The 25,750-nt window shown below is 34.7% G+C and carries 19 protein-coding genes and 1 pseudogene; 16 read left to right on the top strand and 4 right to left on the bottom strand.

Annotated features, from left to right (window positions below; all coding sequences use genetic code 11):
- Positions 1 to 257 precede the first annotated feature (257 nt).
- The gene (locus JC605_RS17745; RefSeq protein WP_198857493.1) at positions 258 to 1,262 is read right to left on the bottom strand and encodes an LLM class flavin-dependent oxidoreductase; all 1,005 of its coding nucleotides are present in this window, start codon (positions 1,260 to 1,262) and stop codon (positions 258 to 260) included.
- Between the two features lie 93 nt (positions 1,263 to 1,355).
- Positions 1,356 to 2,570 (bottom strand): polysaccharide deacetylase family protein, encoded by a 1,215-nt coding sequence (locus JC605_RS17750; RefSeq protein ID WP_198857494.1) that lies wholly within the window; start codon positions 2,568 to 2,570, stop codon positions 1,356 to 1,358.
- A 167-nt stretch (positions 2,571 to 2,737) separates the two neighbouring features.
- Between JC605_RS17750 and JC605_RS17755 the strand changes: the two are divergent.
- The 10 genes and pseudogenes from JC605_RS17755 to JC605_RS17800 all read left to right on the top strand — a co-directional run bounded on the left by JC605_RS17755 (position 2,738) and on the right by JC605_RS17800 (position 15,207).
- Positions 2,738 to 4,080 (top strand): annotated as a pseudogene (locus JC605_RS17755) (sigma-54-dependent transcriptional regulator).
- A 352-nt stretch (positions 4,081 to 4,432) separates the two neighbouring features.
- Complete coding sequence (locus JC605_RS17760) at positions 4,433 to 4,714, top strand: hypothetical protein (protein WP_198857495.1); 282 nt, start codon at positions 4,433 to 4,435, stop codon at positions 4,712 to 4,714.
- 164 nt (positions 4,715 to 4,878) lie between these two features.
- Positions 4,879 to 4,956: a K(+)-transporting ATPase subunit F gene (kdpF, locus tag JC605_RS17765; protein ID WP_073099479.1), complete on the top strand. Its 78-nt coding sequence runs from the start codon at positions 4,879 to 4,881 to the stop codon at positions 4,954 to 4,956.
- A gap of 75 nt (positions 4,957 to 5,031) precedes the next feature.
- Positions 5,032 to 6,753: a potassium-transporting ATPase subunit KdpA gene (gene kdpA / locus JC605_RS17770; RefSeq protein ID WP_198857496.1), complete on the top strand. Its 1,722-nt coding sequence runs from the start codon at positions 5,032 to 5,034 to the stop codon at positions 6,751 to 6,753.
- Between the two features lie 8 nt (positions 6,754 to 6,761).
- Entirely contained in the window at positions 6,762 to 8,819 is a 2,058-nt protein-coding gene (kdpB, locus tag JC605_RS17775; protein WP_198857497.1) for a potassium-transporting ATPase subunit KdpB, read from the top strand.
- Between the two features lie 161 nt (positions 8,820 to 8,980).
- Positions 8,981 to 9,532, top strand: coding sequence for a K(+)-transporting ATPase subunit C (locus tag JC605_RS17780; protein WP_198857498.1), 552 nt, complete (start codon positions 8,981 to 8,983; stop codon positions 9,530 to 9,532).
- A gap of 428 nt (positions 9,533 to 9,960) precedes the next feature.
- Complete coding sequence (locus JC605_RS17785) at positions 9,961 to 11,040, top strand: porin (protein WP_198857499.1); 1,080 nt, start codon at positions 9,961 to 9,963, stop codon at positions 11,038 to 11,040.
- 181 nt (positions 11,041 to 11,221) lie between these two features.
- Positions 11,222 to 12,346: a sensor protein KdpD gene (locus JC605_RS17790; RefSeq protein ID WP_198857500.1), complete on the top strand. Its 1,125-nt coding sequence runs from the start codon at positions 11,222 to 11,224 to the stop codon at positions 12,344 to 12,346.
- A gap of 246 nt (positions 12,347 to 12,592) precedes the next feature.
- Positions 12,593 to 14,308 (top strand): ATP-binding protein, encoded by a 1,716-nt coding sequence (locus JC605_RS17795; protein ID WP_198857501.1) that lies wholly within the window; start codon positions 12,593 to 12,595, stop codon positions 14,306 to 14,308.
- Positions 14,309 to 14,445: 137 nt separating this feature from the next.
- On the top strand, positions 14,446 to 15,207 hold the full coding sequence (locus tag JC605_RS17800; RefSeq protein ID WP_198857502.1) for a phosphatase PAP2 family protein: 762 nt from the start codon (positions 14,446 to 14,448) through the stop codon (positions 15,205 to 15,207).
- Positions 15,208 to 15,471: 264 nt separating this feature from the next.
- On the opposite strand, the gene JC605_RS17805 is transcribed toward JC605_RS17800, so the two are convergent.
- Positions 15,472 to 16,245 carry a LexA family transcriptional regulator gene (locus JC605_RS17805; protein WP_198857503.1) on the bottom strand — a complete coding sequence of 258 codons (774 nt, stop codon included), beginning with the start codon at positions 16,243 to 16,245 and terminating at the stop codon, positions 15,472 to 15,474.
- Positions 16,246 to 16,335: 90 nt separating this feature from the next.
- Between JC605_RS17805 and dinB the strand changes: the two genes are divergently transcribed.
- The 6 genes from dinB (at position 16,336) to JC605_RS17835 (ending at position 23,928) form a co-directional block, all read left to right on the top strand.
- On the top strand, positions 16,336 to 17,517 hold the full coding sequence (gene dinB / locus JC605_RS17810) for a DNA polymerase IV (RefSeq protein ID WP_198857504.1): 1,182 nt from the start codon (positions 16,336 to 16,338) through the stop codon (positions 17,515 to 17,517).
- A gap of 3 nt (positions 17,518 to 17,520) precedes the next feature.
- Entirely contained in the window at positions 17,521 to 20,574 is a 3,054-nt protein-coding gene (locus JC605_RS17815; protein ID WP_198857505.1) for a DNA polymerase III subunit alpha, read from the top strand.
- Between the two features lie 117 nt (positions 20,575 to 20,691).
- A complete protein-coding gene (locus JC605_RS17820; protein ID WP_198857506.1) occupies positions 20,692 to 22,074 on the top strand; it encodes an exonuclease domain-containing protein in 1,383 nt (460 codons plus the stop codon).
- A gap of 44 nt (positions 22,075 to 22,118) precedes the next feature.
- Positions 22,119 to 22,745: an alpha-ketoglutarate-dependent dioxygenase AlkB gene (locus JC605_RS17825; RefSeq protein WP_198857507.1), complete on the top strand. Its 627-nt coding sequence runs from the start codon at positions 22,119 to 22,121 to the stop codon at positions 22,743 to 22,745.
- A gap of 161 nt (positions 22,746 to 22,906) precedes the next feature.
- A complete protein-coding gene (locus JC605_RS17830) occupies positions 22,907 to 23,368 on the top strand; it encodes a DUF1810 domain-containing protein (protein ID WP_198857508.1) in 462 nt (153 codons plus the stop codon).
- A gap of 155 nt (positions 23,369 to 23,523) precedes the next feature.
- Entirely contained in the window at positions 23,524 to 23,928 is a 405-nt protein-coding gene (locus tag JC605_RS17835) for an MFS transporter (RefSeq protein WP_198857509.1), read from the top strand.
- A gap of 76 nt (positions 23,929 to 24,004) precedes the next feature.
- Here JC605_RS17835 and JC605_RS17840 read toward each other — a convergent pair whose 3' ends face one another.
- A complete protein-coding gene (locus JC605_RS17840) occupies positions 24,005 to 25,414 on the bottom strand; it encodes an APC family permease (RefSeq protein ID WP_198857510.1) in 1,410 nt (469 codons plus the stop codon).
- Positions 25,415 to 25,750: the final 336 nt, after the last annotated feature.

Below are 25,750 nucleotides of genomic sequence, written 5' to 3' on the forward strand. Positions count from 1 at the left end.
AAATGCCTTCCAGAAAAGCTCCTCCATGGCTCCGATGGAAGCGGAAATCCTTTTTGGGCAGGGGTTCGGGTGCAATCTTTTGCAGCCCATAGCCACAAACGGCTCCCATTTATCATCAAAACTTCAGCTTGGCTGCACTTAATATATAATATCCGTATAAAAACAAACCCGACAGGTTTTCAAAAAACTGCCGGGTTTGAAATAAAAATTACTCTTATATATAATAGGAAACAAAAGCTATACTATATAAGTAGGTGTTACTGATTCAAAGTGTCTATTACTTCTTTGGTAATTTGAATGCTTTTTAGTTTTGCTTGATGATCGAAGATCGGACTTGTTACCATTAGTTCGTCGATTCTTGCATAATCAATAAACTTTTTCAAATCGGTTACTAATTGTTCTTTGTTTCCTGTAAAGGTTCCTGCTGTCATTTGGTTTACATGAAAACGTTCTGCTTCGTTCATGATATCATCTAATGAAGGAACTGGTGGTTGCAATCCTTTGCGGTCATTCCTAATTAGGTTTAGGAACATTTGATACAAACTAGTAGACAATAATTCTGCTTCTTCATTTGTGTCTGCTGCTATAATATTGACACATGCCATTGTTTTTGGTTTATCCAAATACTGTGATGGCTGGAAATTTTCTCTATAAAACTCAAATGCCTGAATCATCAATTTTGGTGCAAAATGACCAGCGAAAGCATAAGGCAAACCATAAGCTGCCGCCAAAGCTGCACTGTCCATACTTGACCCTAAAATCCAGATTGGCACATTAAGACCTTCTGCAGGAAATGCACGAACTTTTCCTGTTGCATTTTCTGCTGAAAAATATTCCTGAAGTTTGCTCACGTTTTGCGGGAATCGTTGTGCTTGCTCAAAAAAGTCTTTTCGAATTGCTTCGGCAGTTGGCTGATCTGTTCCAGGAGCCCTTCCTAAACCTAAATCGATTCTATTTGGATAAAGCGTTTCTAGAGTTCCGAATTGTTCTGCTACTACTAAAGGAGAATGATTTGGAAGCATGATTCCTCCAGAACCTACACGGATCTTTTCAGTTTGACTTGCCACATAACCAATTAAAACAACCGTTGCTGTACTTGCAACGTGTGCCATATTATGGTGCTCTGCCAACCAGATTCTTTTGTATCCAATTTTATCGGCTAATTGTGCAATGTCTTTTGTTTTTTGAAATGTTTCTGTTGCGTTACTATCTTGAGTGATAATTGCAAGCTCTAATATTGAGACTGAAATTGGGTTTTTCATATTAATTAAGGCTAAAATGCAAAATTAAGTCATTTATACGAATGCCTTTGTTTTCTAATGTTAATAGAATTATAATATTTGTAGCTACAAATATTATTTCTCCAACTGAATAAAAATCTGCTTGTGAGTTGTTTTTCCGTCGTCTTTTATTTTCAAATCTTTATTTGGCTCGACTTCAAATTTTGATGCAGTTTCTACATTCAATGAAATTTCACGATTTCTGAAAGTTTCTGGAATTTCAGGAAGCTGAATTGTAACGGTCACTTCTTTATTTTTCTGCTGAAAATCTGCTTTTATTCTATCTCTTAACCAAATATATTCGTAAACTTCCTGCCATGGCGCCATCCAAATCGAATCATTTCCTTTTAATCCATATTTATTGGCTAGCGTAGTCATATAATATTTAAATTCTGGAAAACGCATGCTTAGATTCCATAGATTTGTATTTCCTGTTCCGTGTGTGAATTCGTTAAACCAAACTGTATTTGGCTGTTTCACGATCGAATCTAACATTTGTAAATAATGGTCCATAGTTTTAAAAGTGATAGTATCTTTTGAGCTTTGAACAAAAGTTCTAGCAGAAATCATTTTATCTAAATCTACTTTTGAGTCAACTTTAAAAACTGGACCAACACCATAATAAGAAGCTACTGAAAAATGTCCATTATTAAGCGCTTCTTTTTCATATTCTAAATAATATTTTTCATCACCTTCTCCGCCAGGAACTACAAAATGAGACATTGTAAAATCTAGATTCTGCTTTATTGAAGTTTTATTTTCGGTCACTTCTGCAAAATAATTCGTTCCATGTTTTGTGGCGTGATGAAAACCGTGATTCAAAATGTCCCAGCCTGCATTGTACATTTCCTTTACCTCAGCCCAAGAAAGATGTCCGCGATTTTCTGGTAATTCACGAATCGAACCTCCATTAATCGCTAATGCCAATTTAAACGGAATTTTATTTCCCATTCCGTCTGAATAGAAAAGTCCTTCCGAAGTTGTTCCGTCTCCGCCTTGATCGATTTTCCATTCGTTAATCAAAGAATTACTGATTTTTCCTCCATTCAATAATGGAAAAGCTGTTAAGTAAGCAGATCTATAACCATCGTCGAGCGTAAAACTATAGGCTAAATGTTTATTGTATTTTAAAGGCGAAACGGTAATTTTTACTTTATCAGCCGATTTTAGTTTTATTTTGAATGAAATGGTTTTCGGTTTTAAAGAATCCTTTTCGATAATTCCGTTTGAAAAACAATTGAAATTGCTAAAAAATAAAGCAGTTACTATTAAAAGAATTTGTTTTGACATAAAATTTTAGTGGTTCATTTTCGAATTAAAATTACATTTCTTTTTCAAAAAAATATTTTAAAACTGATTCTAGCACTAAAATAATTTCTGTCGATTCAAAAAAGCGAACAAATTTAAAACCTAAATTTGTAGATCAAATACCAAAATTTGATTTAGCATCTCTGCAAATGACACACAAAATTTTAATTATAGACGACGAAGAAAAACTGAGAAGTCTGTTGGTTCGTATTATTAAATCGGAAGGATTTGAAGTTTTTGAAGCGAAAGATTTAAAAACTGGTTTTAAAAAACTGGAACAAACCGATATTGATGTTGTTTTGTGTGATGTAAAATTACCTGACGGAAACGGCGTTGATTTTGTTCAAAACATAAAAAGCAGTTTTTCTTTAACAGAAGTTATTCTGCTGACGGCTTTCGGAAATATTCCCGACGGTGTTCAGGCGATGAAAAATGGTGCTTTCGATTATATTGTAAAAGGTGATGATAACGACAAGATCATTCCGCTTCTTTATAAAGCAGTCGAAAAAGTACATTTGCAGAAAAAAGTAAAACAGCTTGAAAAACGCATTGGCGATAAATACTCTTTCAATACCATAATCGGAAAATCAAAAGGAATTGAGCAAGTTATTGATTTAGCTCAAAAAGTAGCCAAAACCGATTCGACTGTTTTATTGACTGGTGAAACGGGAACAGGAAAAGAAATTTTTGCACAGGCGATTCATGAAAACAGTAATCGTGCAGGAAAATCTTTTGTGGCTTTAAACTGCAGTACCTTCAGCAAGGAAATTTTAGAGAGTGAACTTTTTGGTCATAAACAAGGTGCATTTACAGGAGCTTTGAAAGATAAAAAAGGTTTTATTGAAGAATCAACGGAGGAACTTTATTTTTGGATGAAATTGGTGAAATGCCAATTGATCTTCAAGCGAAATTATTACGTGTTTTAGAAACTTCTGAATATATTCCTGTTGGCGATACCACTCCAAAAAAATCAAATTTTAGATTAATTGCGGCAACAAATCGAGACTTAAAAACAGAAAGTGATGAACATCGTTTTCGTTCCGATCTTTATTTCCGTTTGAATATCTTCGAAATTAAATTGCCTTCGCTTCGTGAAAGAGCAAAAGATATTCCGTTGCTAGCGAATTTTTATGTGAAACAGTTTTCAGAAAAAACAAATAAAAAGACTTTACAAACCTCAGCCGATTTTATAGAGAAATTAGAAAATTATTCTTGGCCAGGAAATATCCGTGAACTCAAAAATGTCATCGAAAGATCGGTTATTTTGAGCAATGGAGATATTTTAACTTCGGATGTTCTTCCTTATGAAATGCAACATCAAACGGAAAATAATTCGAAACCAATGTCGGCTTTTTCAATGCAAAGTGTTGAGAAATTGCATATTCAAAAGGTTTTAAATTATACGAAAGGAAATAAGGCTGAAACGGCAAGATTACTTGAAATTGGAATTGCGACCTTATATAGAAAGCTGGAAGAATACCAAATTCAATAACAATTACAAAAATCAATTTTTAAAAGCTTCGGAGAAGCGACATATTTATAGCATAATTTAACCGCAATTTATTAAAAGCTCTAGCGGAGCGACACCGCCACAATCTAAAAAACATGTCACCCCGCTGGGGCTCTTGTAAATGTGAATACATCATTTTCTATAAATATGTCGCTTCTCCAAAGCTTCAAAATAACATATCAAAACGAGAAAAGCTTATCAAAATGATAGGCTTTTTTTATGCCTGATTTTTTGCACAAAAATACATTCCTTTTATTTACAACACTTTATACTCAACCTGACTTTTTCGGAACATCTTTTGGCATAAGAAGGAAGAACATAAAAATTCCTTCTCATGAAAAATCAAGTTAATTCTATTTACAAACAGGCTGAACGCTTTGCTGAGATAACTAAAAAAAACATTATCTGCGGCAATATCGTTCGGGCTAAAAAATGTCTAGCACTTGCTGAACGATTATTTATTACTGGAAGCATCGAAACTAAAAATGCTATTTCGAACGTGTATATTTTCTCAGTTTCGTCTTTTATGGAAATGCGTCATTGCAATATCTCTCATCTTTTCCCTCAAACCCTTAAAGCGGAATATATCAAGCAGGTTAATGCTTCGGGAGTCTAAAAAGTTTAATCGGTTAACTGTTTAATCGTTTAATCGCTTCAATACAATCTAAAATCTGAATTCTAAAAAAATTTCCTATGATCACTTTTCTTTTACTCGCATTAGCCGTTGTGCTGTTTGCCATTTGTTTTCTGTCAGTTGAATTCTTTGAAAAAATCTAAATCATGACCGCACTATTTATTATTTCAATCGCCGTTTTCGTGTATTTGATTTATGTACTAATCAAACCCGAAAAATTTTAAAAAAAAGAATTTTAGAATTTCAGATTCTTTCAAAGAAATCTAAAATCTAAAATCAACAATCTAAAATTAAATAATATGAACACAGAGTTACTTGGCGTCATTAGTATTTTTATCCTAACTATTGTTTTAGCGATTCCTTTAGGAAAATATATTGCTAAAGTTTATTTGGGAGATAAAACACTTCTTGACCCAATTTTCAATCCAATTGAAAAATTTATTTTTAAAATCAGCGGTATAAATCCTGCCGAAGAAATGAACTGGAAACAGCACTTAAAAGCACTTTTAAGTATCAACATGGTTTGGTTCTTTCTTTGCTTTTTCGTTTTATTGTTTCAGGGATCTTTACCTCTTAATCCAGATAATAATCCCTCAATGTCACCAGATTTGGCATTTAACACTGCTATTTCATTTTTAGTCAATTGTAATTTACAGCATTATTCAGGCGAAAGTGGGGTTTCTTACCTTTCGCAAATCGTCTTGATGTTCCTTCAATTTGTTTCTGCTGGTATCGGAATGGCTGCTGCCGCTATGATTTTTACAGCAATGAAAGAAAGAACAACAGAAAAACTGGGTAATTTTTATAATTATTTCATCAAAAGCTGTACTCGTATTTTATTACCGCTTTCAGCAATTGTAGCTGCAGCACTAGTATTTAGCGGTACTCCAATGACTTTTGAAGGTAAAGATGCTATTACAACGCTGCAAGGGGATCATGTAGAAGTTTCTCGCGGACCAGCTGCAGCGTTTATTGCGATTAAACATATTGGTACAAATGGTGGCGGATTTTTTGGAGCCAACTCAGCGCATCCATTAGAAAATCCAACTTATTTTACGAATGGAGTTGAACTTTGGGCGCAGATGATTATTCCGTTTGCAATGATTTTTGCTCTTGGATTTTACCTCAACAAAAGAAAACTTTCAAATATTATTTTTGGTGTAATGACGGTTGGATTTTTACTTCTGGTTGTTCCAACAGTTACGAGTGAAATCAACGGAAATCCCGCTATCGAAAAAATGGGCATCGCACAGACAACTGGAGCGATGGAAGGAAAAGAAGTTCGGTTTGGTCCAGCAATTTCAGGTTTCTGGAGTATTGCCACAACGGTAATTTCTACAGGTTCTGTAAACAGTATGCATGATAGTTCTATGCCTATTTCTGGGGCTATGCAATTATTATCGATGATGGTAAATGCCTTTTACGGCGGATGTGGCGTTGGTATTTTGAACTACTATATTTTTATTATTCTGGCTGTATTTATCTCTGGATTAATGGTCGGCCGAACACCTGAGTTTTTAGGAAAGAAAATTGAAGCACGAGAAGTAAAAATTGCTGCTTTTATTGCGATTCTTCACCCATTATTGATTTTAGCAGGAACAGCTTTGGCTTCTTATTTTGCTGCACATGATACTGCAATGGGTTATTGGTTCAGCGGAAATGCAACAGGTTGGTTAAACAATCCTAGCAATCACGGATTCTCTGAAATGTTATATGAATATACTTCAAGTGCTGCCAATAATGGTTCTGGTTTTGAAGGTTTGGGAGATAATAATCCGTTCTGGAATATCACTACAGGAATTGTATTACTTCTAAGCCGTTTTATTCCAATCATTGGCCCACTAGCAATTGCAGGTTTATTGGCCGGAAAAAAATACATTCCAGAAAGTGCTGGAACTTTAAAAACTGATACCTCAATTTTCGGAATCATGACTTTTGCCGTAATCGCAATTATCGCTGCTTTATCATTCTTCCCAGCGTTGGCTTTAGGTCCATTGGCAGAATTCTTTACTTTAAAATAATATAAAAAATGACAACTAATAAATCCACATCATTGTTTGAAAGTAAACAGGTAAAAGAAGCCTTAGTGCAGTCTTTTGTCAAGCTGAACCCAAAAATGATGATCAAAAATCCGGTAATGTTTACTGTAGAAATTGGAACTGCAATTATGTTTGCCGTTTGCATTTCTATCTTAATGGGCGCAAGCGATCAGGGAAGTTTTATTTACAATTTGATTGTTTTTCTAATATTACTGGCAACACTTTTATTTGCCAATTTCGCTGAAGCCATTGCTGAAGCACGCGGAAAAGCACAAGCCGACAGTTTAAGAAAAACAAGAGAAGAAACTCCTGCAAGACAAATTATGCCTAATGGAGAAATCAGAAATATCAGCTCTTCAGCATTAAAAAAAGATGATTTTTTCATTTGCGAAGCCGGTGATTTAATCGCTGCTGATGGAGAAATTATTGAAGGTCTGGCAACAATCGATGAAAGTGCTATTACTGGAGAAAGTGCTCCCGTAATTAGAGAAGCTGGCGGGGATAAATCTTCAGTTACTGGAGGGACAAAAGTACTATCTGATAAAATCAAAGTAAAAGTAACTTCAGAACCTGGGGAAAGCTTTTTGGATAAAATGATTGCTTTGGTTGAAGGCGCAAGTCGTCAGAAAACACCAAACGAAATTGCCTTAACCATTTTATTAGCCGCATTTACTTTAATCTTCGTGATTGTGTGTGTTACGCTAAAACCGTTTGCCGACTATGCCAACGCACCCATCACGATTGCGGCTTTCATTGCTTTGTTTGTATGTTTAATTCCAACTACAATTGGAGGTTTACTTTCTGCGATTGGTATTGCAGGAATGGATAGAGCTTTACGAGCTAACGTAATTACAAAATCGGGTAAAGCGGTTGAAACTGCTGGAGATATTGATGTTTTACTTTTGGATAAAACCGGAACCATTACAATTGGAAACCGAAAAGCAACCAATTTTTATCCAACAAAAGGAATTTCTTTTGATGATTTCGTGAAATCGGCTGTTTTGAGTTCGCTTGCTGATGATACCCCTGAAGGTAAAAGTATCTTGGAGTTAAGTGAAATGATAGATGTAAAAAATGAAACGAAAGCAAGTTTCTTAAAAACTACTTCTGATATTTCACACACAATAAAATTTACTGCAGAAACCAGAACTTCTGGAGTCGTATTAAAAGACGGAACTAATATTAGAAAAGGAGCACAAGACGCTGCAAAAAACATTGCGCAACAAGCCGGAAATTCTTTCCCTGAAGATACTGCACAACAAGTATTTTCAATTTCTTCTAATGGAGGAACACCTTTAGTAGTTATTAAAAACAATGAAATTCAAGGTGTTATTGAACTTCAGGATATTATTAAAACCGGAATGAAAGAACGTTTTGAGCGCTTACGCCGAATGGGAATCAAAACGGTTATGGTTACTGGTGATAATCCGCTTACAGCCAAATTTATTGCCGAAGCTGCCGGTGTTGATGATTTTATTGCCGAAGCTAAACCTGAGGATAAAATGAACTACATCAGAAAAGAACAAGCCGATGGACGTTTAGTAGCCATGATGGGTGACGGAACAAATGATGCTCCTGCCCTTGCTCAGGCGAATGTTGGAGTTGCGATGAACAGCGGAACTCAAGCAGCTAAAGAAGCTGGAAATATGGTCGATCTTGACAACGATCCAACGAAACTAATCGAGATTGTTGAAATTGGAAAACAGCTTTTAATGACTCGAGGCACTTTAACTACTTTTTCTATTGCAAATGACGTTGCTAAATATTTTGCTATTGTTCCTGCTCTTTTTATTACTGCGATTCCTGCGCTTCAAGGTTTGAATATTATGCATTTGCATAGTCCCGAAAGTGCGATTTTATCGGCTGTAATTTTCAACGCGGTAATTATTCCAATTTTGATTCCGCTTGCGCTGAAAGGTGTTGATTATCGACCAATTGGAGCAAGTGCCATCCTTAAAAGAAACCTTTTAATTTATGGTCTTGGCGGATTGATTGTCCCTTTTATTGGAATTAAAGTTATTGATTTGTTAGTAGCACTTTTTATGTAAGATACTGAGATGCTAAGATTCTAAGGAACTAAGGTTTTCTCTTAGAATCACAAATACAGGAATCTTTAAAAACTCTAATTAAAAACGTGACTTCGATTTGCTAAGCTTCTGAAAAAAAACTTAGAACCTTAGCAACTTAGTCCCTTAGAATCTTCAAAAAAATGAAAAATCTATTTTCTATAATAAAACTTACTGTGGCTACTTTAATCTTATTCGCAGTTATTTATCCTCTTTCGATTTACGGAATCGCGCAAATTGCTCCCAATCAAGGAAAAGGAGAAACGCTTTCGGTTAACGGAAAAGTAGTGGGTTATCTAAAAATTGGACAAAAGTTCGATAAATCGAATTATTTCTGGGGAAGACCTTCGGCCATTGATTATAATGCTGCAGGAAGCGCCGGAAGCAACAAAGGTCCAAGCAACCCTGATTATTTGGCTTTGGTTCAAAAAAGAATTGATACACTTTTATTGGTTCATCCGTATTTGAAAAAATCTGATATTCCGTCAGATATGGTTACGGCTTCCGGAAGTGGTTTAGATCCGAATATTTCTCCGCAAGGGGCTTTGATTCAGGTGAAACGAATTGCTAAAGAAAGAAATTTAGCTGAAGCTAAAGTAAAAGCTTTGGTGGAATCTAAAATTAATACTGCTGTTGTTGGTCCTGAAACAGTGAATGTTTTGGAGTTGAATGTGGCTTTAGATGCGCTTCGCTAAGACTCTAAGATGCTAAGATTCTAAGATACTAAGTTTTTCTGTGCACATTCTTGTCATTTCGACGAAGGAGAAATCTTCGCAAGAAGCTCCGCAAAGAATGTCTAATCTGTGGCGATCTAGCAACGAAGATTTCTCCTTCGTCGAAATGACAAAGATTGGCGATTCACTAGGTGGAATTTCTAGTGTGATTTCTCCTTCGTCGAAATGACAAAACGAGCCGTTGAATCAAAAACGTAAAAAATTAAATACCCACAAGGTTTTGAAAACCTTGCAGGAAAAGAAAACTCCTTTTTACCCCCAATACCCTAGCCCCGATAGTAGTGGAAATCCTTTTGTGTCTCGTTAAAGAAACGAGACACAAAAGATTGAAACGGATAGCGGGATTAGCTTCTAAAAAATCTACTAATAAATAATCGAATACCACAAAAATGAAAAAAATAATACTTACTGCTTTAATCGCTTTTGGTTATAGCAATTTACATGCACAAGAAGAACCCAAAAGTCCGCTAAAATTTTCAGGATATGTAGAAACCTATTATAGCTATGATTTTGGAAAACCTGAAAATCATACTCAGCCAAGCTTTTTTTATAACTTTAATAAAAGTAATGAAGTAAACATCAATTTAGGTTTGGCAAAAGTAAATTATACGAAAGAAAATGTTCGTGGAAACTTTGCTTTAATGGCTGGAACGTACGCTGAATATAACATGTCGGCAGAACAAGGTTTGCTGAAAAATATATACGAGGCAAATGTTGGTGTGAAGATCTCACAAAAACATAATTTGTGGATCGATGCTGGAATTATGCCTTCGCATATTGGTTTTGAAAGTGCAATTGGAAAAGACTGCCAGACTTTAACCCGAAGTATTCTGGCTGAAAATTCACCTTATTATGAAACGGGTGTAAAAATTGGCTATACTTCTGATTCTGGAGAATGGTATTTGGCTGGTATGTACTTGAATGGCTGGCAGAGAATTGAGAAAGTTGAAGGCAATCAAACGCCAGCTTTTGGAACTCAGGTTACTTACAAACCGTCTGATCGGATTGCTTTGAACTGGAGTACTTATGTTGGAAATGAACAGCCAGATATTGATAAAAAATGGCGTTACTTCAATAATTTTTACGGGCAGTTTAAAGTAGCTGAAAAAGTAAATTTAACGACTGGCTTTGATATTGGTTCTCAGCAATCGGCTAAAGGAAGCAATAAATATGATGTTTGGTTCTCTCCTGTTTTAATTCTACAATACAAACCAACTGATAAAATCCAGCTTGCAGCACGTGGAGAATATTACAGCGATGAAAAAGGTATAATTATCGCAACTGAAACACCTAATGGTTTTAAAACTTACGGATTTTCGGCTAACTTTGATTACTTAGTTACTGATAATGTAATGTTTAGAATTGAAGCCAGAAATCTTTCCAGTAAAGACGAAATCTTCACAAACAAAAACAATCTTCCAACGGATACAAATACGTTTGTAACGACTTCCTTGGCGATTAGTTTTTAGGGGAATATTTCTTGCCACAGATTACACAGATTAAAGGGATTTTTAAATGTCTTTGTGTAGATTTATTTGCCACGAATTACACAAATTTTCACGAATTATATTAAATAAAAATTTGTGCAAATTTGTGTAATTCGTGGCGGAAAAAAAAACTTTGTGACTTAGCGCCTTCGTGGCAAAAAATATGGAAAACGAAAATAATAACGCACAGCATTTTCTCGATTTAATTCAGAAATCACGAAAGGGGAAGTTTAAAATCTACATTGGGATGAGCGCCGGCGTGGGCAAAACTTTTCGTATGCTTCAGGAAGCGCATTCGTTATTGAAAAACGGAATCGATGTGAAAATTGGCTACATCGAAACGCACATGCGAAAGGAAACGCATGGATTATTAGCGGGTTTGCCGATTATTCCAAGGCGGACTATTTTTTATAAAGGAAAAGAACTCGAAGAACTCGATGTTCAGGCGATCATCAACCTTAGACCGGAAGTGGTTATTGTTGATGAATTGGCGCATACGAACGTTGAAGGAAGCAAAAACGAAAAACGCTGGCAAGATGTCCTGGAGATTTTGGAAGCAGGAATTAATGTGATTTCGGCCGTAAACATTCAGCATATTGAAAGTTTAAACGAAGATGTAAAACGTATTACAAACATTGATGTTCAAGAAAGAATTCCAGATAATGTTCTTCGTTTGGCGGATGAAGTGGTAAATATCGATTTGACTTCAGAAGATTTGATTGCGCGTTTAAAAGAAGGAAAAATTTATACGGCAGATAAAATTCCAACTGCTTTAGCTAATTTTTTTAAATCGGAACAAATTCTACAATTGCGGGAATTGGCTTTGAAAGAAGTGGCGAGTCAAGTGGTTCGAAAAGTTGAAAATGAAGTTCCTAATCTTCATGCTTTAAGGCATGAGAAATTGTTGGCTTGCATTAGCAGTAATGAAAAAACAGCCAAAATTATAATTAGAAAAGCAGCTCGATTGGCGAGTTATTATAATGGTTCATGGTATGTTTTATATGTAGAAACGCCACACGAAAGCAGTAATAAGATTGCACTTGATAAACAAAGACATTTAATTAATAACTTTAAACTCGCTGTGCAATTAGGCGCAGAAGTTATTAAACTGGAAAATTCAAACATTACAGATGCTATTTTGACAACAGTAGAAGAAAAACAAATTACAACTGTCTGCATTGGGAAACCACATTTTAATTTGTTTAAAGTAATTTTGTCTACCACAATTTTCAGACGTTTGCTAAACAAACTGTCTTTGTCAAATGTTGATCTTGTTATACTGTCTTGAAAAAAATTTTAAACCATATAAGTTATATAAGTTCATTTAATCGGGACGTTGAATTTTAACCGCAAAGAGCGCAATAATTTACGCAAAGTTCGCTAGAGTTTTTTGCTCGCAAAGTCACAAGGACACAAAGCTTTTACTTTAATCTTTGTGTGCTTTGCTAAACCTTAGCGCTCTTTGCGGTTAAAAAAAAAACTAATATTTCTTATATCACTTATATGGTTCAAAAAAAATTAAATGTTTTATAAAATGAGAATTAAAACCAAATTGAATCTGGGTGTTGGATTGTTATTTTTGATGATCATCATTCTCTCTTTAGTGAGTGCTTATTCTGTTTTTTTGATTAAGCAGGACACCGAGAATATTCTGAAATCTAATTATAATACGCTAGAATATTCTCGAAATATGATTTTTGCTTTGGACGAAATGAAATCGGATTCAAAAGAAACGATTCAGGATTTTGAGGAAAATCTCGAAAAACAAACCCAAAACATAACAGAACCAGGTGAAAAACAAGCAACCGAAAAACTGAAAGAAAGTTTTGCTCTTTTAGAGAAAAATAACGCTGATGAAAATATAAAAGCACAAATTCGTCAGGATATTTTTGCTATTATGAAGTTGAATCTCGACGCTATAAAACAGAAAAGCGACATTGCCAAACATTCTGCTGAAACAGCTAATCTGTCGATTGCGATTGTTGGAACTTTATGTTTTTTAATTGCTTTTAACTTATTGGTTAATCTGCCCAATAATATTGCCAATCCAATTAAAGAGTTAACGCTGAGTATTAAAGAAATTGCCAATAAAAATTATTCAGAACGTGTTCATTTTACAAGTCACAGCGAATTTGGAGATCTTGCCAAATCGTTTAATACCATGGCTCAAAAACTGGAAGAATATCATGACAGCAATGTCTATAAACTTCTTTTTGAGAAAAAACGATTAGAAACGCTTATCAATAATATGAACGATCCAATTATTGGTTTGGATAATGAGGGAATTGTATTGTTTGTGAATGATGAAGCACTGAAAATTATTGGTCTGAAATCGGAAGATATAATAGGAAAACCTACATCTCAATTAGCTATTTCTAATGACTTAATTCGTTCTTTAATTTTAAAAGAAAACGAAACTCCCAAAAAACAGCCTCTCAAAATTTTTGCTCACGGAAAAGAAAGTTATTTCGAAAAAGAAATACATAATATTACCATAACACCAACAGGTGAAGAAAAAGAAATCAATATTGGCGATGTAATTATTCTGCGAAATATTACCCTTTTTAAAGAATTGGATTTTGCCAAAACCAATTTTATTGCCACCGTTTCGCACGAATTAAAAACTCCGATTGCTTCCATAAAATTGAGTCTTCAATTGCTTGAAAATGCTAAAACGGGTGATATGAACGATGACCAAAAACAATTAGTAGAAAGCATTAAAGATGACAGTCAACGTTTGTTGAAAATTACGGGCGAATTGCTCAATTTGTCACAATTGGAAACAGGAAATATTCAGTTGAATATTGGCAAAAGCAATCCGCATGAAATTGTGAAATATGCTGTTGAAGCTGTAAAAATTCAAGCCGACCAAAAACAGATTCAATTGATTATTGATGCCAATGAAAATCTCAAAAACGTAAAAGCAGATGCAGAAAAAACAGGCTGGGTTTTAATTAATTATTTATCGAATGCCATTAGATATTCGTCTGAAAAAAGTACAATTCTCATTAAATTAAAAGAAGAAAATAATCAGATGGTTTTTCAGGTTATTGATACTGGAAAAGGAATTGAACCTCGATACAAAGACAAAGTTTTCGATAAATATTTCCAAATTCCAGGAAGTCAGAAATCTGGAACTGGATTAGGTTTAGCAATTAGCAAAGAATTCATTGAAGCTCAAAATGGAAATGTTGGCGTTGAAAGCAATTTGGGGCTAGGAAGCACTTTTTGGTTTACATTGAAGGTTTAAAGTTGTTTTTTCTTCTTGAAATTGTCATTGATTTCATAATTTCTATTCCCTTGATTAATATTCGCTTAAGGTTCAATTAAGCCCAAAATACCAAGGTATAACATTCGTTAATATTGCAAAACATAACGACTACAACAATGTTCCACAAAACGATTTTCCTAGTGTCTCTATTCGGATTATTTTCTGCAAATGCACAGCAAAACGATTCGATTACAAAAATTGACAGTACTTCACATCAGCTAAAATTCAATTATAAACAATTGATTATTCCGGGTGTATTAATTGGCTATGGTGTTATTGGGCTAGAAAGTGATCAGTTGCTGAGTTTCAATTCACAAATCAAAAATGAGGTCACCGAAGATATTGATAACAAAATTACCATTGATGACTTTTCGCAATATGCGCCTGCAGCATCTGTTTACGCTTTGAATGCTTTTGGCGTAAAGGGCAAGAACAATATGCGTGACCGTTCTGTAATACTTGTAACTTCGTATGCAATTATGGCTACAACGGTTTTGAGTTTAAAATCGATTGTACATGAAGAAAGACCAGACGGAAGTTCGAATAACTCCTTCCCTTCCGGACATACTGCAACTGCATTTATGGGTGCCGAATTTTTATATCAAGAATATAAAGATAAATCGATCTGGTACGGAATTGCTGGTTATGCCGTTGCAACAGGAACGGGATTATTTAGAATTTACAACAATCGCCATTGGCTAACCGATGTCGCTGCCGGAGCTGGAATCGGGATTTTGAGTACTAAAATCGCTTATTGGATTAATCCGTATATCACTAAAAAATTGTTTAAATCATCAGCCGAAAATAAATCGACTTCTATGATAATGCCTTTTTATAATGGACAACAATATGGATTGGGATTTGCGAAGGTTTTTTAAGTTTTTTTTGCCACAAAGGCGCTAAGACACAATGTTTTTTAAGCCACAGATTGCATAGATTAAAAGGATTTTTTTACTACTCTGTATAGTTTGTTTGCCACGAATTGCACAAATTTTCACGAATTATGTTGATTATATTTTGAATAAAAAATTTGTGAAAATTTGTGCAATTGCTTCGCCTATTCGCTATCGCTCGGGTCGTGGCGAAAAACAATCTTTTTAATCTGTGAATCCCGATAGCTATCGGGAGTGGCAAAACTCTTTTTATGTATTCGATGTATTATTTTTAATCTCCCTAACTTCCCTTTTCAATTCTAAAAGCAAATCTTTCATTGCTCCAGTTTCTGTCATTTCTTGTTTTTTATCCGAACGGCCGATATTACATTCGTATTCCCAAATCTCCAAAATATCAGAAGCTTTCACTTCATAATTGGGGTAAAAACTGTTATCAGATTCTAAAACCAAAGAGTTCTTTTTGTTTTTATTAAGACGCTTATAGACCATTCCTTCATTTTTAGTGATAAGAATATAGGTTTTGCCGTCCATCACCTCTCCTAGTTTTTCTACATAACGGCCAATAATAATAGAACCATCTTCGTGTGGTGGCATTGAATCGCCTTCAACTGGAAATCCGCGGTGTTTTCCTGGACCTAAAAACGGAAGTGTAATTTGCTGTAAACTTTCAATATATTCTGGGTCGGCATATCCGTTTAGATAACCTGCTTTTGCTTTTTGAGATACAATTTCGATATAATTTTCTCCAAAACTATCCACTTGAATGGGTAAAATAAGTCGATTGCCTTCTAGTTTTATCAAATTTTGCACATCAATTTTGCGTATATCGACAGATAATATCAAGTCGATACTCATATGAAAATATAATGCAATCTTCTTTAAAATGTCATACGGTGCTTCCGAAGTTCCGTCTTCGTATTTCACGTACCTTCCTCTTGTAATACTTAGGTTTTCAGCTAATTTTTCTTGTGATATTTTATGCTTAACCCTTAGTGCTCTGATATTGTCTGAAAATAAGGACATAATTAATTTGTTATAATTTGGAACAGCAAATATACAAAAAATTGTTACCACCTGTACTAATTTTGTTTCATACAAAAACAAAAGGAAAAAATGGCACGGGCAATTGTACATATGGATTTGGATACCTTTTTTGTATCCTGCGAACGACTCACCAATTCTGAACTTAACGGAATTCCGCTTATTATTGGCGGAGGCGATCGTGGCGTTGTGGCTTCTTGTTCGTATGAAGCCCGCAAATTTGGTGTACGTTCTGCAATGCCCATTGCAATGGCAATAAAACTTTGCCCACAGGCAAAAATCATGAAAGGAGATATGGAATTGTATTCGCGATTATCTCACGATGTCACTGAAATTCTTCAAGAAAAAGCACCTGTTTTAGAAAAAGCAAGTGTCGACGAATTTTATCTGGATATTACGGGAATGGACCGTTTTCATGGAAGTTATAAATGGACAGATGAATTGGCGCAAAAAGTGATTAAAGAAACCGGATTGCCTATTAGCTTTTCGTTATCGATCAATAAAACGGTTTCTAAAATTGCTACAGGCGAAGGCAAACCAGTAGGAAATCTCGAAATTCCAGAACACAAAGTACAGACTTTTTTAAATCCGCTTTCGATTCAGAAAATACCAATGGTCGGAACAGTGACCTTTCAGCTTTTGTCCCGAATTGGCGTTCGTAAAATTCAGACTTTGGCCGAAATGCCTGCTGAGATTTTACAGCAAATGATCGGTAAAAATGGTTTAGATATTTGGAAAAAAGCTAACGGAATCGATCATACGCCCGTTGAACCTTATAGCGAAAGAAAATCTATTTCGACAGAAAACACTTTTTCTCAAGACACCATTGACATTGCAAAACTCAAAAGAGTGCTTTTGGGAATGGTCGAAAAACTGGCTTTCCAATTACGTTCAGAACAATGGCTAACTTCTACGGTTACAGTTAAAATTCGTTATGCCAATTTTGATACCGAAACCAAACAATGCCGCGTTGCTTATACTTCAGCCGATCATATTTTAACTAAAACTGTAATGGAGCTTTTTGAAAAAGTATATCAGCGACGTATGCGTCTCCGCTTGATTGGTGTTCGCTTTAGCGGATTGGTGCGTGGAACATATCAAATTGATCTTTTTGAAGATACTCAGGAAATGTTGGCGCTTTATGCTGCTATGGATAAAATGAAAAGCCGTTACGGTTTTGATGCCGTTATGCGCTGTGCCGGAGCTCATTTTAAACCTAATACTAAAGACGAAATTTTAAAACGCACTAAATAAACCATGTATCTTAATTGTCATTCTTATCATTCTCTGCGTTATGGCACGATTCCGTTGAAAGATCTTGTTGGTCTAGCGGTTTCTTGTGGCGTAAAAGCAATGGCATTGACTGATATTAATACGGTAACTGGAATTTATGATTTTATAAGAGATTGTAAAAAAAACGAAATTAAGCCTTTGGTTGGAATGGAATTTCGTTGTAATCATCAATTCAAATATATTGGTTTGGCTAAAAACGCAAAAGGTTTGGCTGAAATGAATCGTTTTTTAACGGAACATAATTTCAGCGGAGAAACTCTGCCTTTACGAGCTCCAAAATTTGAATCGGCTTTTGTGATTTATACTTTAGAGAATGCTCCCGAAACACTTTATGAAAATGAATTTATCGGAGTTCGTCCTGAGGAAGTTTCAAGTCTTCTGACTTCAAAACATAAAAATAAAATTGCCAAAATGGTGGTTTTACAGCCTGTGACTTTTAGCAATAAAAAAGAATATAATCTCCATAAAGTACTTCGCGCTATTGACACGAATATTATTCTGTCAAAACTTACCGAAGCGGATTATTGCAAAGTTTCTGATATGATGAAACCTTTAGAATCGATTCTACCATTTTATGAAAAATATCCTGAAATCATTTTGAACACACAACGTATCATTGACGATTGTAATTTTCAATATGATTTTTCAGCTAAAAGAAATAAAAAGTTCTATACTGAAAACCGTCAAAAAGATTTAGAAAAACTGACCGAATTAGCTTGGGAAGGATTTGAAAAACGTTATGGAGACGAAAATATTGAAGCAAAAGCTCGCGTAGAAAAAGAATTAAAAGTTATTGACGAATTAGAATTCAGCGGTTATTTTTTAATTACTTGGGATATTATTCAATATAGCAACAGTCAAGGTTTTATGCACATTGGAAGAGGAAGCGGTGCCAACAGCATTATTGCTTATTGCCTTGGAATTACTGATATCTGTCCAATAGAACTTGATTTGTATTTTGAACGTTTTTTAAATCTGAACCGTAAAACGCCGCCCGATTTTGACATTGATTGGAGCTGGCAGGAACGTAATGTGATTTTAGAATATATATTCGAAAAATATGGCAGTGATCATGTTGCTTTCTGCGGAACTAATGTCGAATTTAAATACCGTTCTATTTTCAGGGAAGTTGGAAAAGTTTTTGGTCTTCCGAAAGAAGAATTAGATGTATTGGCAAAAAATCCGGAAGAACTTCATCCTACAAATAAGATTGTGAAATTGGTTCAAGAATATGGTTTTATGATGCAGAAATACCCAAACCAGCGCAGTATGCATGCATGCGGAATCATTATTTCTGAAGAACCAATTACCAATTATACACCACTAGAAATGCCACCAAAAGGATTTCCGATCGTGCTTTTTGATATGCATATTGCCGAAGAAATTGGTTTTGACAAATTTGATATTCTAAGCCAACGCGGTATCGGACATATTGATGACAGCGTAAAACTAATTGAAAAAAACCGAGGTATAAAAGTTGACATTCGCAATACTTCGATTTCTAAAGATGAAGCTACGTGCAATGTTTATCTAGCGCAAGGAAACACGATTGGCTGTTTTTATATTGAAAGTCCAGCAATGCGTGGATTATTACGCCGATTGAATTGTGATAATTATAAAATTCTTGTTGCCGCTTCGTCTATTATTCGTCCTGGAGTTGCACAATCTGGAATGATGAAGGAGTATATTTTTCGTCATAATAACCCAAATCAGTTTGAGTATTTCCATGAAGTTTTTAGAGAACATCTTGGCGAAACATATGGAATTATGGTGTATCAGGAAGACGTTATTAAAATCGCCCAACATTACGGCGGACTTCCCGCTCCTGATGGCGATATTCTGCGTCGCGCCATGTCGGGAAAAGGAAGATCTTTAGAAGCGTTGCAAAAAGTAAAAGATAATTTCTTTGCGAGCTGTGCTCAAAAAGGGCATCCTGAAACTTTAAGTCAGGAAATTTACCGCCAGATTGAGTCTTTTGCGGGTTATTCTTTTTGCAAAGCACACTCGGCCTCTTATGCGGTTGAAAGTTATCAGAGCTTGTATTTGAAAGTCAATTATCCTGTAGAATTTATGACAGCGGTAATCAACAATCAAGGCGGATTTTACAGAACTGAAGTGTATGTACACGAAGCAAGAATGTCTGGCGGAACGGTTCATAATCCGTGTGTGAATAAAAGCGAATATCAAACTACTTTATATGGTACCGATATTTATTTAGGTTTTATGCACATTCAAAGTCTGGAATCTAAAATCGCTCATTTGATTGAAGAAGATCGAAATAAAAAAGGAGATTTTACTTCTCTGGAAGATTTTATCAACCGAATTCCAATTGGGATTGAAGGCGCTAAAACTCTGATTTTTATTGATGCTTTTCGTTTTACAGGAAAAACCAAAAATCAGCTTTTGGTAACAGCCAGTCTGTTGTTGAATAATTTTAAACCTGAAAATAGAGATTTAAAATTACTGCAAGAACCCGTTAAAGAATACAAGCTTCCAAAATTGGAACGCTCCATTTTTGAAGATGCTTTTGATGAAATTGAGCTTTTAAGTTTTCCTGTTTCGTGCACTGTTTTCGATCTTTTACAAACCAAACACCGTGGAGATGTCATGGCGAAAGATTTGGTTCAATATCATAAAAAACAAGTCAGAATGCTGGCGTATCTCATTTCCAGAAAACACGTACCAACAAAAAAAGGCACCATGTATTTTGGAACCTGGATCGATCATGAAGGCACTTATTTTGATACAGCACATTTTCCAGATAGTCTTGCTAAACATCCATTTCAGGGAGGTGGCTGTTATCTTTTGTTAGGAAATGTTGAGGTCGATTATCATTTCCCGACCATTACAATTCTCAAAATGGCAAAAATGCCTTTTATTCCAGATCCGCGTTATATGGATTCAAAAGATCAATATAAAACACAAAATCAGATAAAAGAAGATGTGAGTTTGACGCATCGAGCGCCTTATCCGCAAGGACATGAAATTAATCTGCCGAGACATCGAATGAAATTTTAAATGAGTACAATGATTTAACACATAGAAAAATAGTTTTTAGCTTGTAGAGACGCCATTTTAACTTTAACCTATGTGTTAAATTTTAAATAACTAAAGAACAACTTACGTTATATAAAGATGAAAAATACGGAATATGCTATAGTCGATATTGAAACCACAGGCGGAAATGCCAGTGGCAGCCGCATTACAGAAATTGCGATCATTATTCATGATGGTAAAAATGTGCTGGATCGTTATGAAACACTTGTAAATCCTCAACAGGACATTCCTCCTTCTATTTTTGGATTAACAGGAATTAACAACGAAATGGTAGCCAATGCGCCAATCTTTGATGATATTTCAGAGAAGGTATTAGATATGCTGACAGATAGAATTTTCGTTGCACATAACGTCAATTTTGATTATTCGTTCGTTCATCACCAACTGGAACAAGCGGGTTTTAAATGGTCGGCAAATAAGCTTTGTACGGTTCGTGCTGCTCGAAAAATCAAGCCTGGATTGGGTTCTTATAGTTTAGGAAATCTTTGTAATTCTTTAAATATATCTTTAGAAAACAGACATCGCGCTGGTGGAGATGCCGATGCCACAGCTTTATTATTTTCACTTTTATTGGAATGGGATGATGCTGGAGAAATTGATAAAATGATCAAAAAAACAGCAGAAGATCAACGATTACCTCCAAATCTTCCTGCAGACGATTTTAATAATTTACCTGATAAACCTGGTGTCTACTATTTTTATAATCAGGCTAAAAAAGTAATTTATGTTGGAAAAGCAATTAACTTAAAAAAACGTGTCACTTCACATTTTACAGGAAATAACATTAAACCGCAAAGGCAACATTTTTTAAGAGATATTCACGGAATTTCCTTTGAAGTATGTGCAACCGAATTAATGGCGCTTCTTTTAGAATGTACTGAAATCAAAAAACTTTGGCCAACTTACAACAGAGCTTTAAAACGTTTTGAAGCCAAATTTGGCATTTATCAATACGAAGCCAGAAATGGCTATAAATATCTGGCAATCGGGAAAATGAGCAAATTTCAGACTTGTATTCATGAATTCAACAACCAACATACTGGTATTCATTTCTTGCGAAGTCTTGCAGAACAATTTGAAATTGACCATCGCTTCTGTAAATATTCAAGACCTGAAGAGGGTGATTTTTTCTATAACAATGAAATAAAAGAATTGCCAGATGTTTCGCTTCACAATGAACAAGTCGATAATGCCATTACTTTTTTATTGAATAACAGACCAAGTTTTGCCATTATAGACAAGGGACGATCTGCAGACGAAAGAAGTTGTATCTGGATAGAAAACGGTCATTTTTACGGAATGGGATATATTTCAAGAGATGTAGCCATCAACGATTCTGATGAAGTTAAAAATTACGTTACACCATATAAAAGCAATCAATATATTGATCAGTTAATTTTTGCTTACGCCGAAAAATATCCTCGTAAAGTATTCTTTAATAAACAACTTTTCGTTTCCTAAACCGAATACAAATAAAATAGAGCTGTAAAACTAAGATCTAAATTATGACACTATTTAGCGACACCGAATTATTTACTACAGGTTTGGGAGGAAAAAAAATATTTGACATTCCAGATTCTGAATTAATTTTAATCGATAACTTCTTCACCAAAGAAGAATCTGATTCTTTTTATGAGAGAATACTTCGCAAGACCAAATGGAGAGAACATGAAATGGAAGTTTACGATAAAACTTATACAGTTCCTAGAATGATTGCATGGTACGAAGACAAAGATAATGAAGGCGCAGATCCAAAAGGTCCAGATTGGACTTATGAATTATTAAAAATTAGAGGACGTGTGGAAAAAGAAACACAACTTGATTTTAATGCCGTCCTGCTCAATTTATATCGAAACGGAAATGATGGTGTAGGCTGGCATAGCGACCGAGAACATAATACGGGACCAAATCCTGTTATTGCTTCTGTTACTTTTGGGGAAACAAGAATGTTTAAACTTCGCCATAAATTCAGGAAAGAAATTCCGCCAATTGAGATTCCGCTCCATCATGGATCTTTCTTACTGATGGCTGGAACTACTAATAGTTTTTGGCAGCATCAAGTTCCGAAAACAGCTCGCGATGTTTTGCCAAGGATCAATCTTACCTTTAGAAGAACCAATCGAAATCTTTGATTTTTATTGCATTGAATCTTTAAAAAGAAGTATTTTTTCTTCAAAACAACGTAAGATATTCCTTCTTTAAAAAGTTAAAACATGCACTATATGAACCTTTTACTAGGCAAAACCTATCTTTTTTACTATTTTTGCAACCTTTTTTAAAATACAACACCGTAATGGCTTATTCGAACAATGATTTAGCGCGTTTCTTAGACGCACAGAACAAACTTTATCTTACCGCTCTTTCTGAAATCAGTAAAGGGAAAAAAGAAACACACTGGATGTGGTTCATTTTCCCGCAAATAAAAGGCTTAGGAAAAAGCGATACTGCAAATCTTTATGCCATTAATGACTTAAAAGAAGCTACAGATTATTTGGAACATCCAATTTTAGGAAAACATTTAATCGAGATTTCAGAATTATTATTAACTTTTAAAATGAAATCAGCTGATGGGATTTTTGGAGATTTAGATGCTCGAAAATTACGTTCATGCATGACTTTGTTTTCTTTAGTTGAGAATGCAAATCCTATATTTCAGGAAATTTTGGACGCTTTCTTCTCTGGAGAAACTGATCCAATTACTTTGTCTATTATTAATTCAACTATAAAATCTGTTGATGAACCAGTTACAATATAACTAAGTTTTCAACGATTATTTACATTCAAAAGACACTAATTATAGTGTCTTTTTTTGTTTACAGATTATTCTATTCGACAAAATGCAATCATAATTTATTTATTTAAAAAGAATTAGCCTTAACTTGCATAATCAACCTCAAATCTAACCACATCATGACCGAAAAAATTAGAGCTCTACAGATTATTCATTTTGGTATTTGCGCAGGAACAATTATTGCTTATTTCATTATTGGAGATCTTTCGTTAGAAAAATTACACTTCCCTATTATTGATTCTGCTTCCATAATTTATCTTGCAATACCAGTTCTAGCCTTTGTTTTGAGCAGTATATTATTTAAGGCTCAATTAAAACAAATTGATCCGAAACTAAAAATCGAAAATAAACTGCCAATTTATCAAATAGCCTCAATTATGCGCTGGGCAGTTTTAGAAGGCGCTGCTTTTATCATTTTATTTCTTAACCCCGATTTTATAATATTCGGAATTCTTCTAATTGTATACCTTCTTTTCCTAAGACCAACAGAAGAAAGAATTACTAATGATCTTTCTGATAATTAAGCCATGCTTAAAATAAAAAAGCATCTTGAAAAATCAAGATGCTTTTTTATTAAGTAGTTTTTTCAACTTAAAAATATTATTCGTTTGGCTTTGTCAAATAGTAAACTGGAATTCCAGTTAGCATAATTAATACTCCCCATCCGCAAGTTGAGAATTTTGTAATTAATAGCGATACGCAAATTGCTGTCGCTACAATGATATATAGCATTGGTAAAAACGGATACCCAAATGCTTTATAAGGCCTTTCTAAATCTGGCATCTTTTTTCTAAGAATAAAAATTCCGTAAATCGTCAAGATATAGAAAATCAATACAATGATAATTACAAAATCTAACAGATCACCATATTTTCCTGTAAGACACAAGGCAGATGCCCAAAAACATTGTGCCCAAAGTGCCCATGCCGGAACACTAGAACTATTTAAAGTAGCAGCTTTTTTGAAAAACAAACCATCTTTTGCCATAGTATAATATACTCTCGCACCTGCCATAATTAATCCGTTGTTACAGGCAAAAGTAGAAATCATAATCATAATTGCGATAATCAACGCTCCGACATTTCCAAAAATATAATCTGAAGCTACAACTGCAACACGATCGAATTTTGCTGTTGCAATCTCATCAAACGGAACTACAGCCAAATACATAAGATTTGTCACAACATACAGAGATGTCACAATAAAAGTCCCTAGAAACAGACTAAGACCTACATTTCGTTTCGGATTTTTAATTTCACCAGCGATAAAAGTTACACCATTCCAAGCATCACTAGAGAATAATGATCCTACCATTGCTGCTGAAATTCCAGAAATTAAAGCCGTTCCGCTAATTGGAAGCCATGAACCGCTTTCCTTATCAAATGTTCTTGTGCTCCATCCATCTGCCCAGTTAGCATCCCAAACAGAAGATTTCGCAGCAAGCGTTAATCCAAAAATGACTAATCCAACAAGAGATAAAATTTTAATTATTGTTAAAACGGTTTGCAGAATTTTTCCGTTTTTAACACCACGGCTATTAATAAAAGTTAGCACAATAATTGTAAAAATCGAAACCAGCTGAGCCGCATTCAGTTTAAAAGCTCCCAATTCGTAAAGAATATTTTCGTCACTTAAGGGCTCATACAAATAAGCAGCAAATTTAGAAAAAGCTACTCCGACAGCTGCAATAGTACCTGTCTGAATAACAGCAAAAAAACTCCAGCCGTATAAAAAGGCTATTAGTTTGTTGTAGGCTTCTTTCAGGTAAACATATTGGCCACCAGCTTTAGGAAACATCGCACTTAATTCGCCGTAACTAACTGCTGCTACAACAGTAATAAATCCAGACAAAAGCCAGATTAATGTAAGCCATCCTGCCGATCCTACTTGTCGGGCAATATCTGCGCTTACGATAAATATCCCGGATCCGATCATAGAGCCAACCACAAGCATGGTTCCGTCTAAGAGGCCGAGTTCTCTTTTAAAATGTTCTTGGTCGTTTTCTTGCATTTTTATTGGTTTAGGTTGGCTAAAGATATACTTTTTTCTGAAATCTTAATCTTCACTGCTAATTTTTTAAAAAAGATAAAAAAACCATATAAAAACTTACTCTTTACGGCTTTACGTAATGTTGTAATATTTAATTTACATAAATTTGAGACATACAGAGGTATATTTTTACAAAATATTCAGCTATCACAAACAAAATATAAGCTTTAATCAATTAATAAATTCAGAAATTTAACCTAACGTTTCAATAGTAATTTCAGGTACTTTGATATGGCTGCAAATAAATTATTGAGCGGATTGTAAAATCTAAAGTTAAAAATTTGGAAGGCGGAACAA

The organism is Flavobacterium sp. IB48, from assembly GCF_016405855.1.
GTDB lineage: Bacteria > Bacteroidota > Bacteroidia > Flavobacteriales > Flavobacteriaceae > Flavobacterium > Flavobacterium ginsengisoli.

Excerpts from the sequence above, each read along its gene's own strand:
- JC605_RS17745 (WP_198857493.1), bottom strand. The coding sequence starts at position 1,262 with ATGAAAAACCCAATTTCAGTCTCAATATTAGAGCTTGCAATTATCACT.
- JC605_RS17750 (WP_198857494.1), bottom strand. The coding sequence starts at position 2,570 with ATGTCAAAACAAATTCTTTTAATAGTAACTGCTTTATTTTTTAGCAAT.
- JC605_RS17760 (WP_198857495.1), top strand. The coding sequence starts at position 4,433 with ATGAAAAATCAAGTTAATTCTATTTACAAACAGGCTGAACGCTTTGCT.
- kdpF (WP_073099479.1), top strand. The coding sequence starts at position 4,879 with ATGACCGCACTATTTATTATTTCAATCGCCGTTTTCGTGTATTTGATT.
- kdpA (WP_198857496.1), top strand. The coding sequence starts at position 5,032 with ATGAACACAGAGTTACTTGGCGTCATTAGTATTTTTATCCTAACTATT.
- kdpB (WP_198857497.1), top strand. The coding sequence starts at position 6,762 with ATGACAACTAATAAATCCACATCATTGTTTGAAAGTAAACAGGTAAAA.
- JC605_RS17780 (WP_198857498.1), top strand. The coding sequence starts at position 8,981 with ATGAAAAATCTATTTTCTATAATAAAACTTACTGTGGCTACTTTAATC.
- JC605_RS17785 (WP_198857499.1), top strand. The coding sequence starts at position 9,961 with ATGAAAAAAATAATACTTACTGCTTTAATCGCTTTTGGTTATAGCAAT.
- JC605_RS17790 (WP_198857500.1), top strand. The coding sequence starts at position 11,222 with ATGGAAAACGAAAATAATAACGCACAGCATTTTCTCGATTTAATTCAG.
- JC605_RS17795 (WP_198857501.1), top strand. The coding sequence starts at position 12,593 with ATGAGAATTAAAACCAAATTGAATCTGGGTGTTGGATTGTTATTTTTG.
- JC605_RS17800 (WP_198857502.1), top strand. The coding sequence starts at position 14,446 with ATGTTCCACAAAACGATTTTCCTAGTGTCTCTATTCGGATTATTTTCT.
- JC605_RS17805 (WP_198857503.1), bottom strand. The coding sequence starts at position 16,245 with ATGTCCTTATTTTCAGACAATATCAGAGCACTAAGGGTTAAGCATAAA.
- dinB (WP_198857504.1), top strand. The coding sequence starts at position 16,336 with ATGGCACGGGCAATTGTACATATGGATTTGGATACCTTTTTTGTATCC.
- JC605_RS17815 (WP_198857505.1), top strand. The coding sequence starts at position 17,521 with ATGTATCTTAATTGTCATTCTTATCATTCTCTGCGTTATGGCACGATT.
- JC605_RS17820 (WP_198857506.1), top strand. The coding sequence starts at position 20,692 with ATGAAAAATACGGAATATGCTATAGTCGATATTGAAACCACAGGCGGA.
- JC605_RS17825 (WP_198857507.1), top strand. The coding sequence starts at position 22,119 with ATGACACTATTTAGCGACACCGAATTATTTACTACAGGTTTGGGAGGA.
- JC605_RS17830 (WP_198857508.1), top strand. The coding sequence starts at position 22,907 with ATGGCTTATTCGAACAATGATTTAGCGCGTTTCTTAGACGCACAGAAC.
- JC605_RS17835 (WP_198857509.1), top strand. The coding sequence starts at position 23,524 with ATGACCGAAAAAATTAGAGCTCTACAGATTATTCATTTTGGTATTTGC.
- JC605_RS17840 (WP_198857510.1), bottom strand. The coding sequence starts at position 25,414 with ATGCAAGAAAACGACCAAGAACATTTTAAAAGAGAACTCGGCCTCTTA.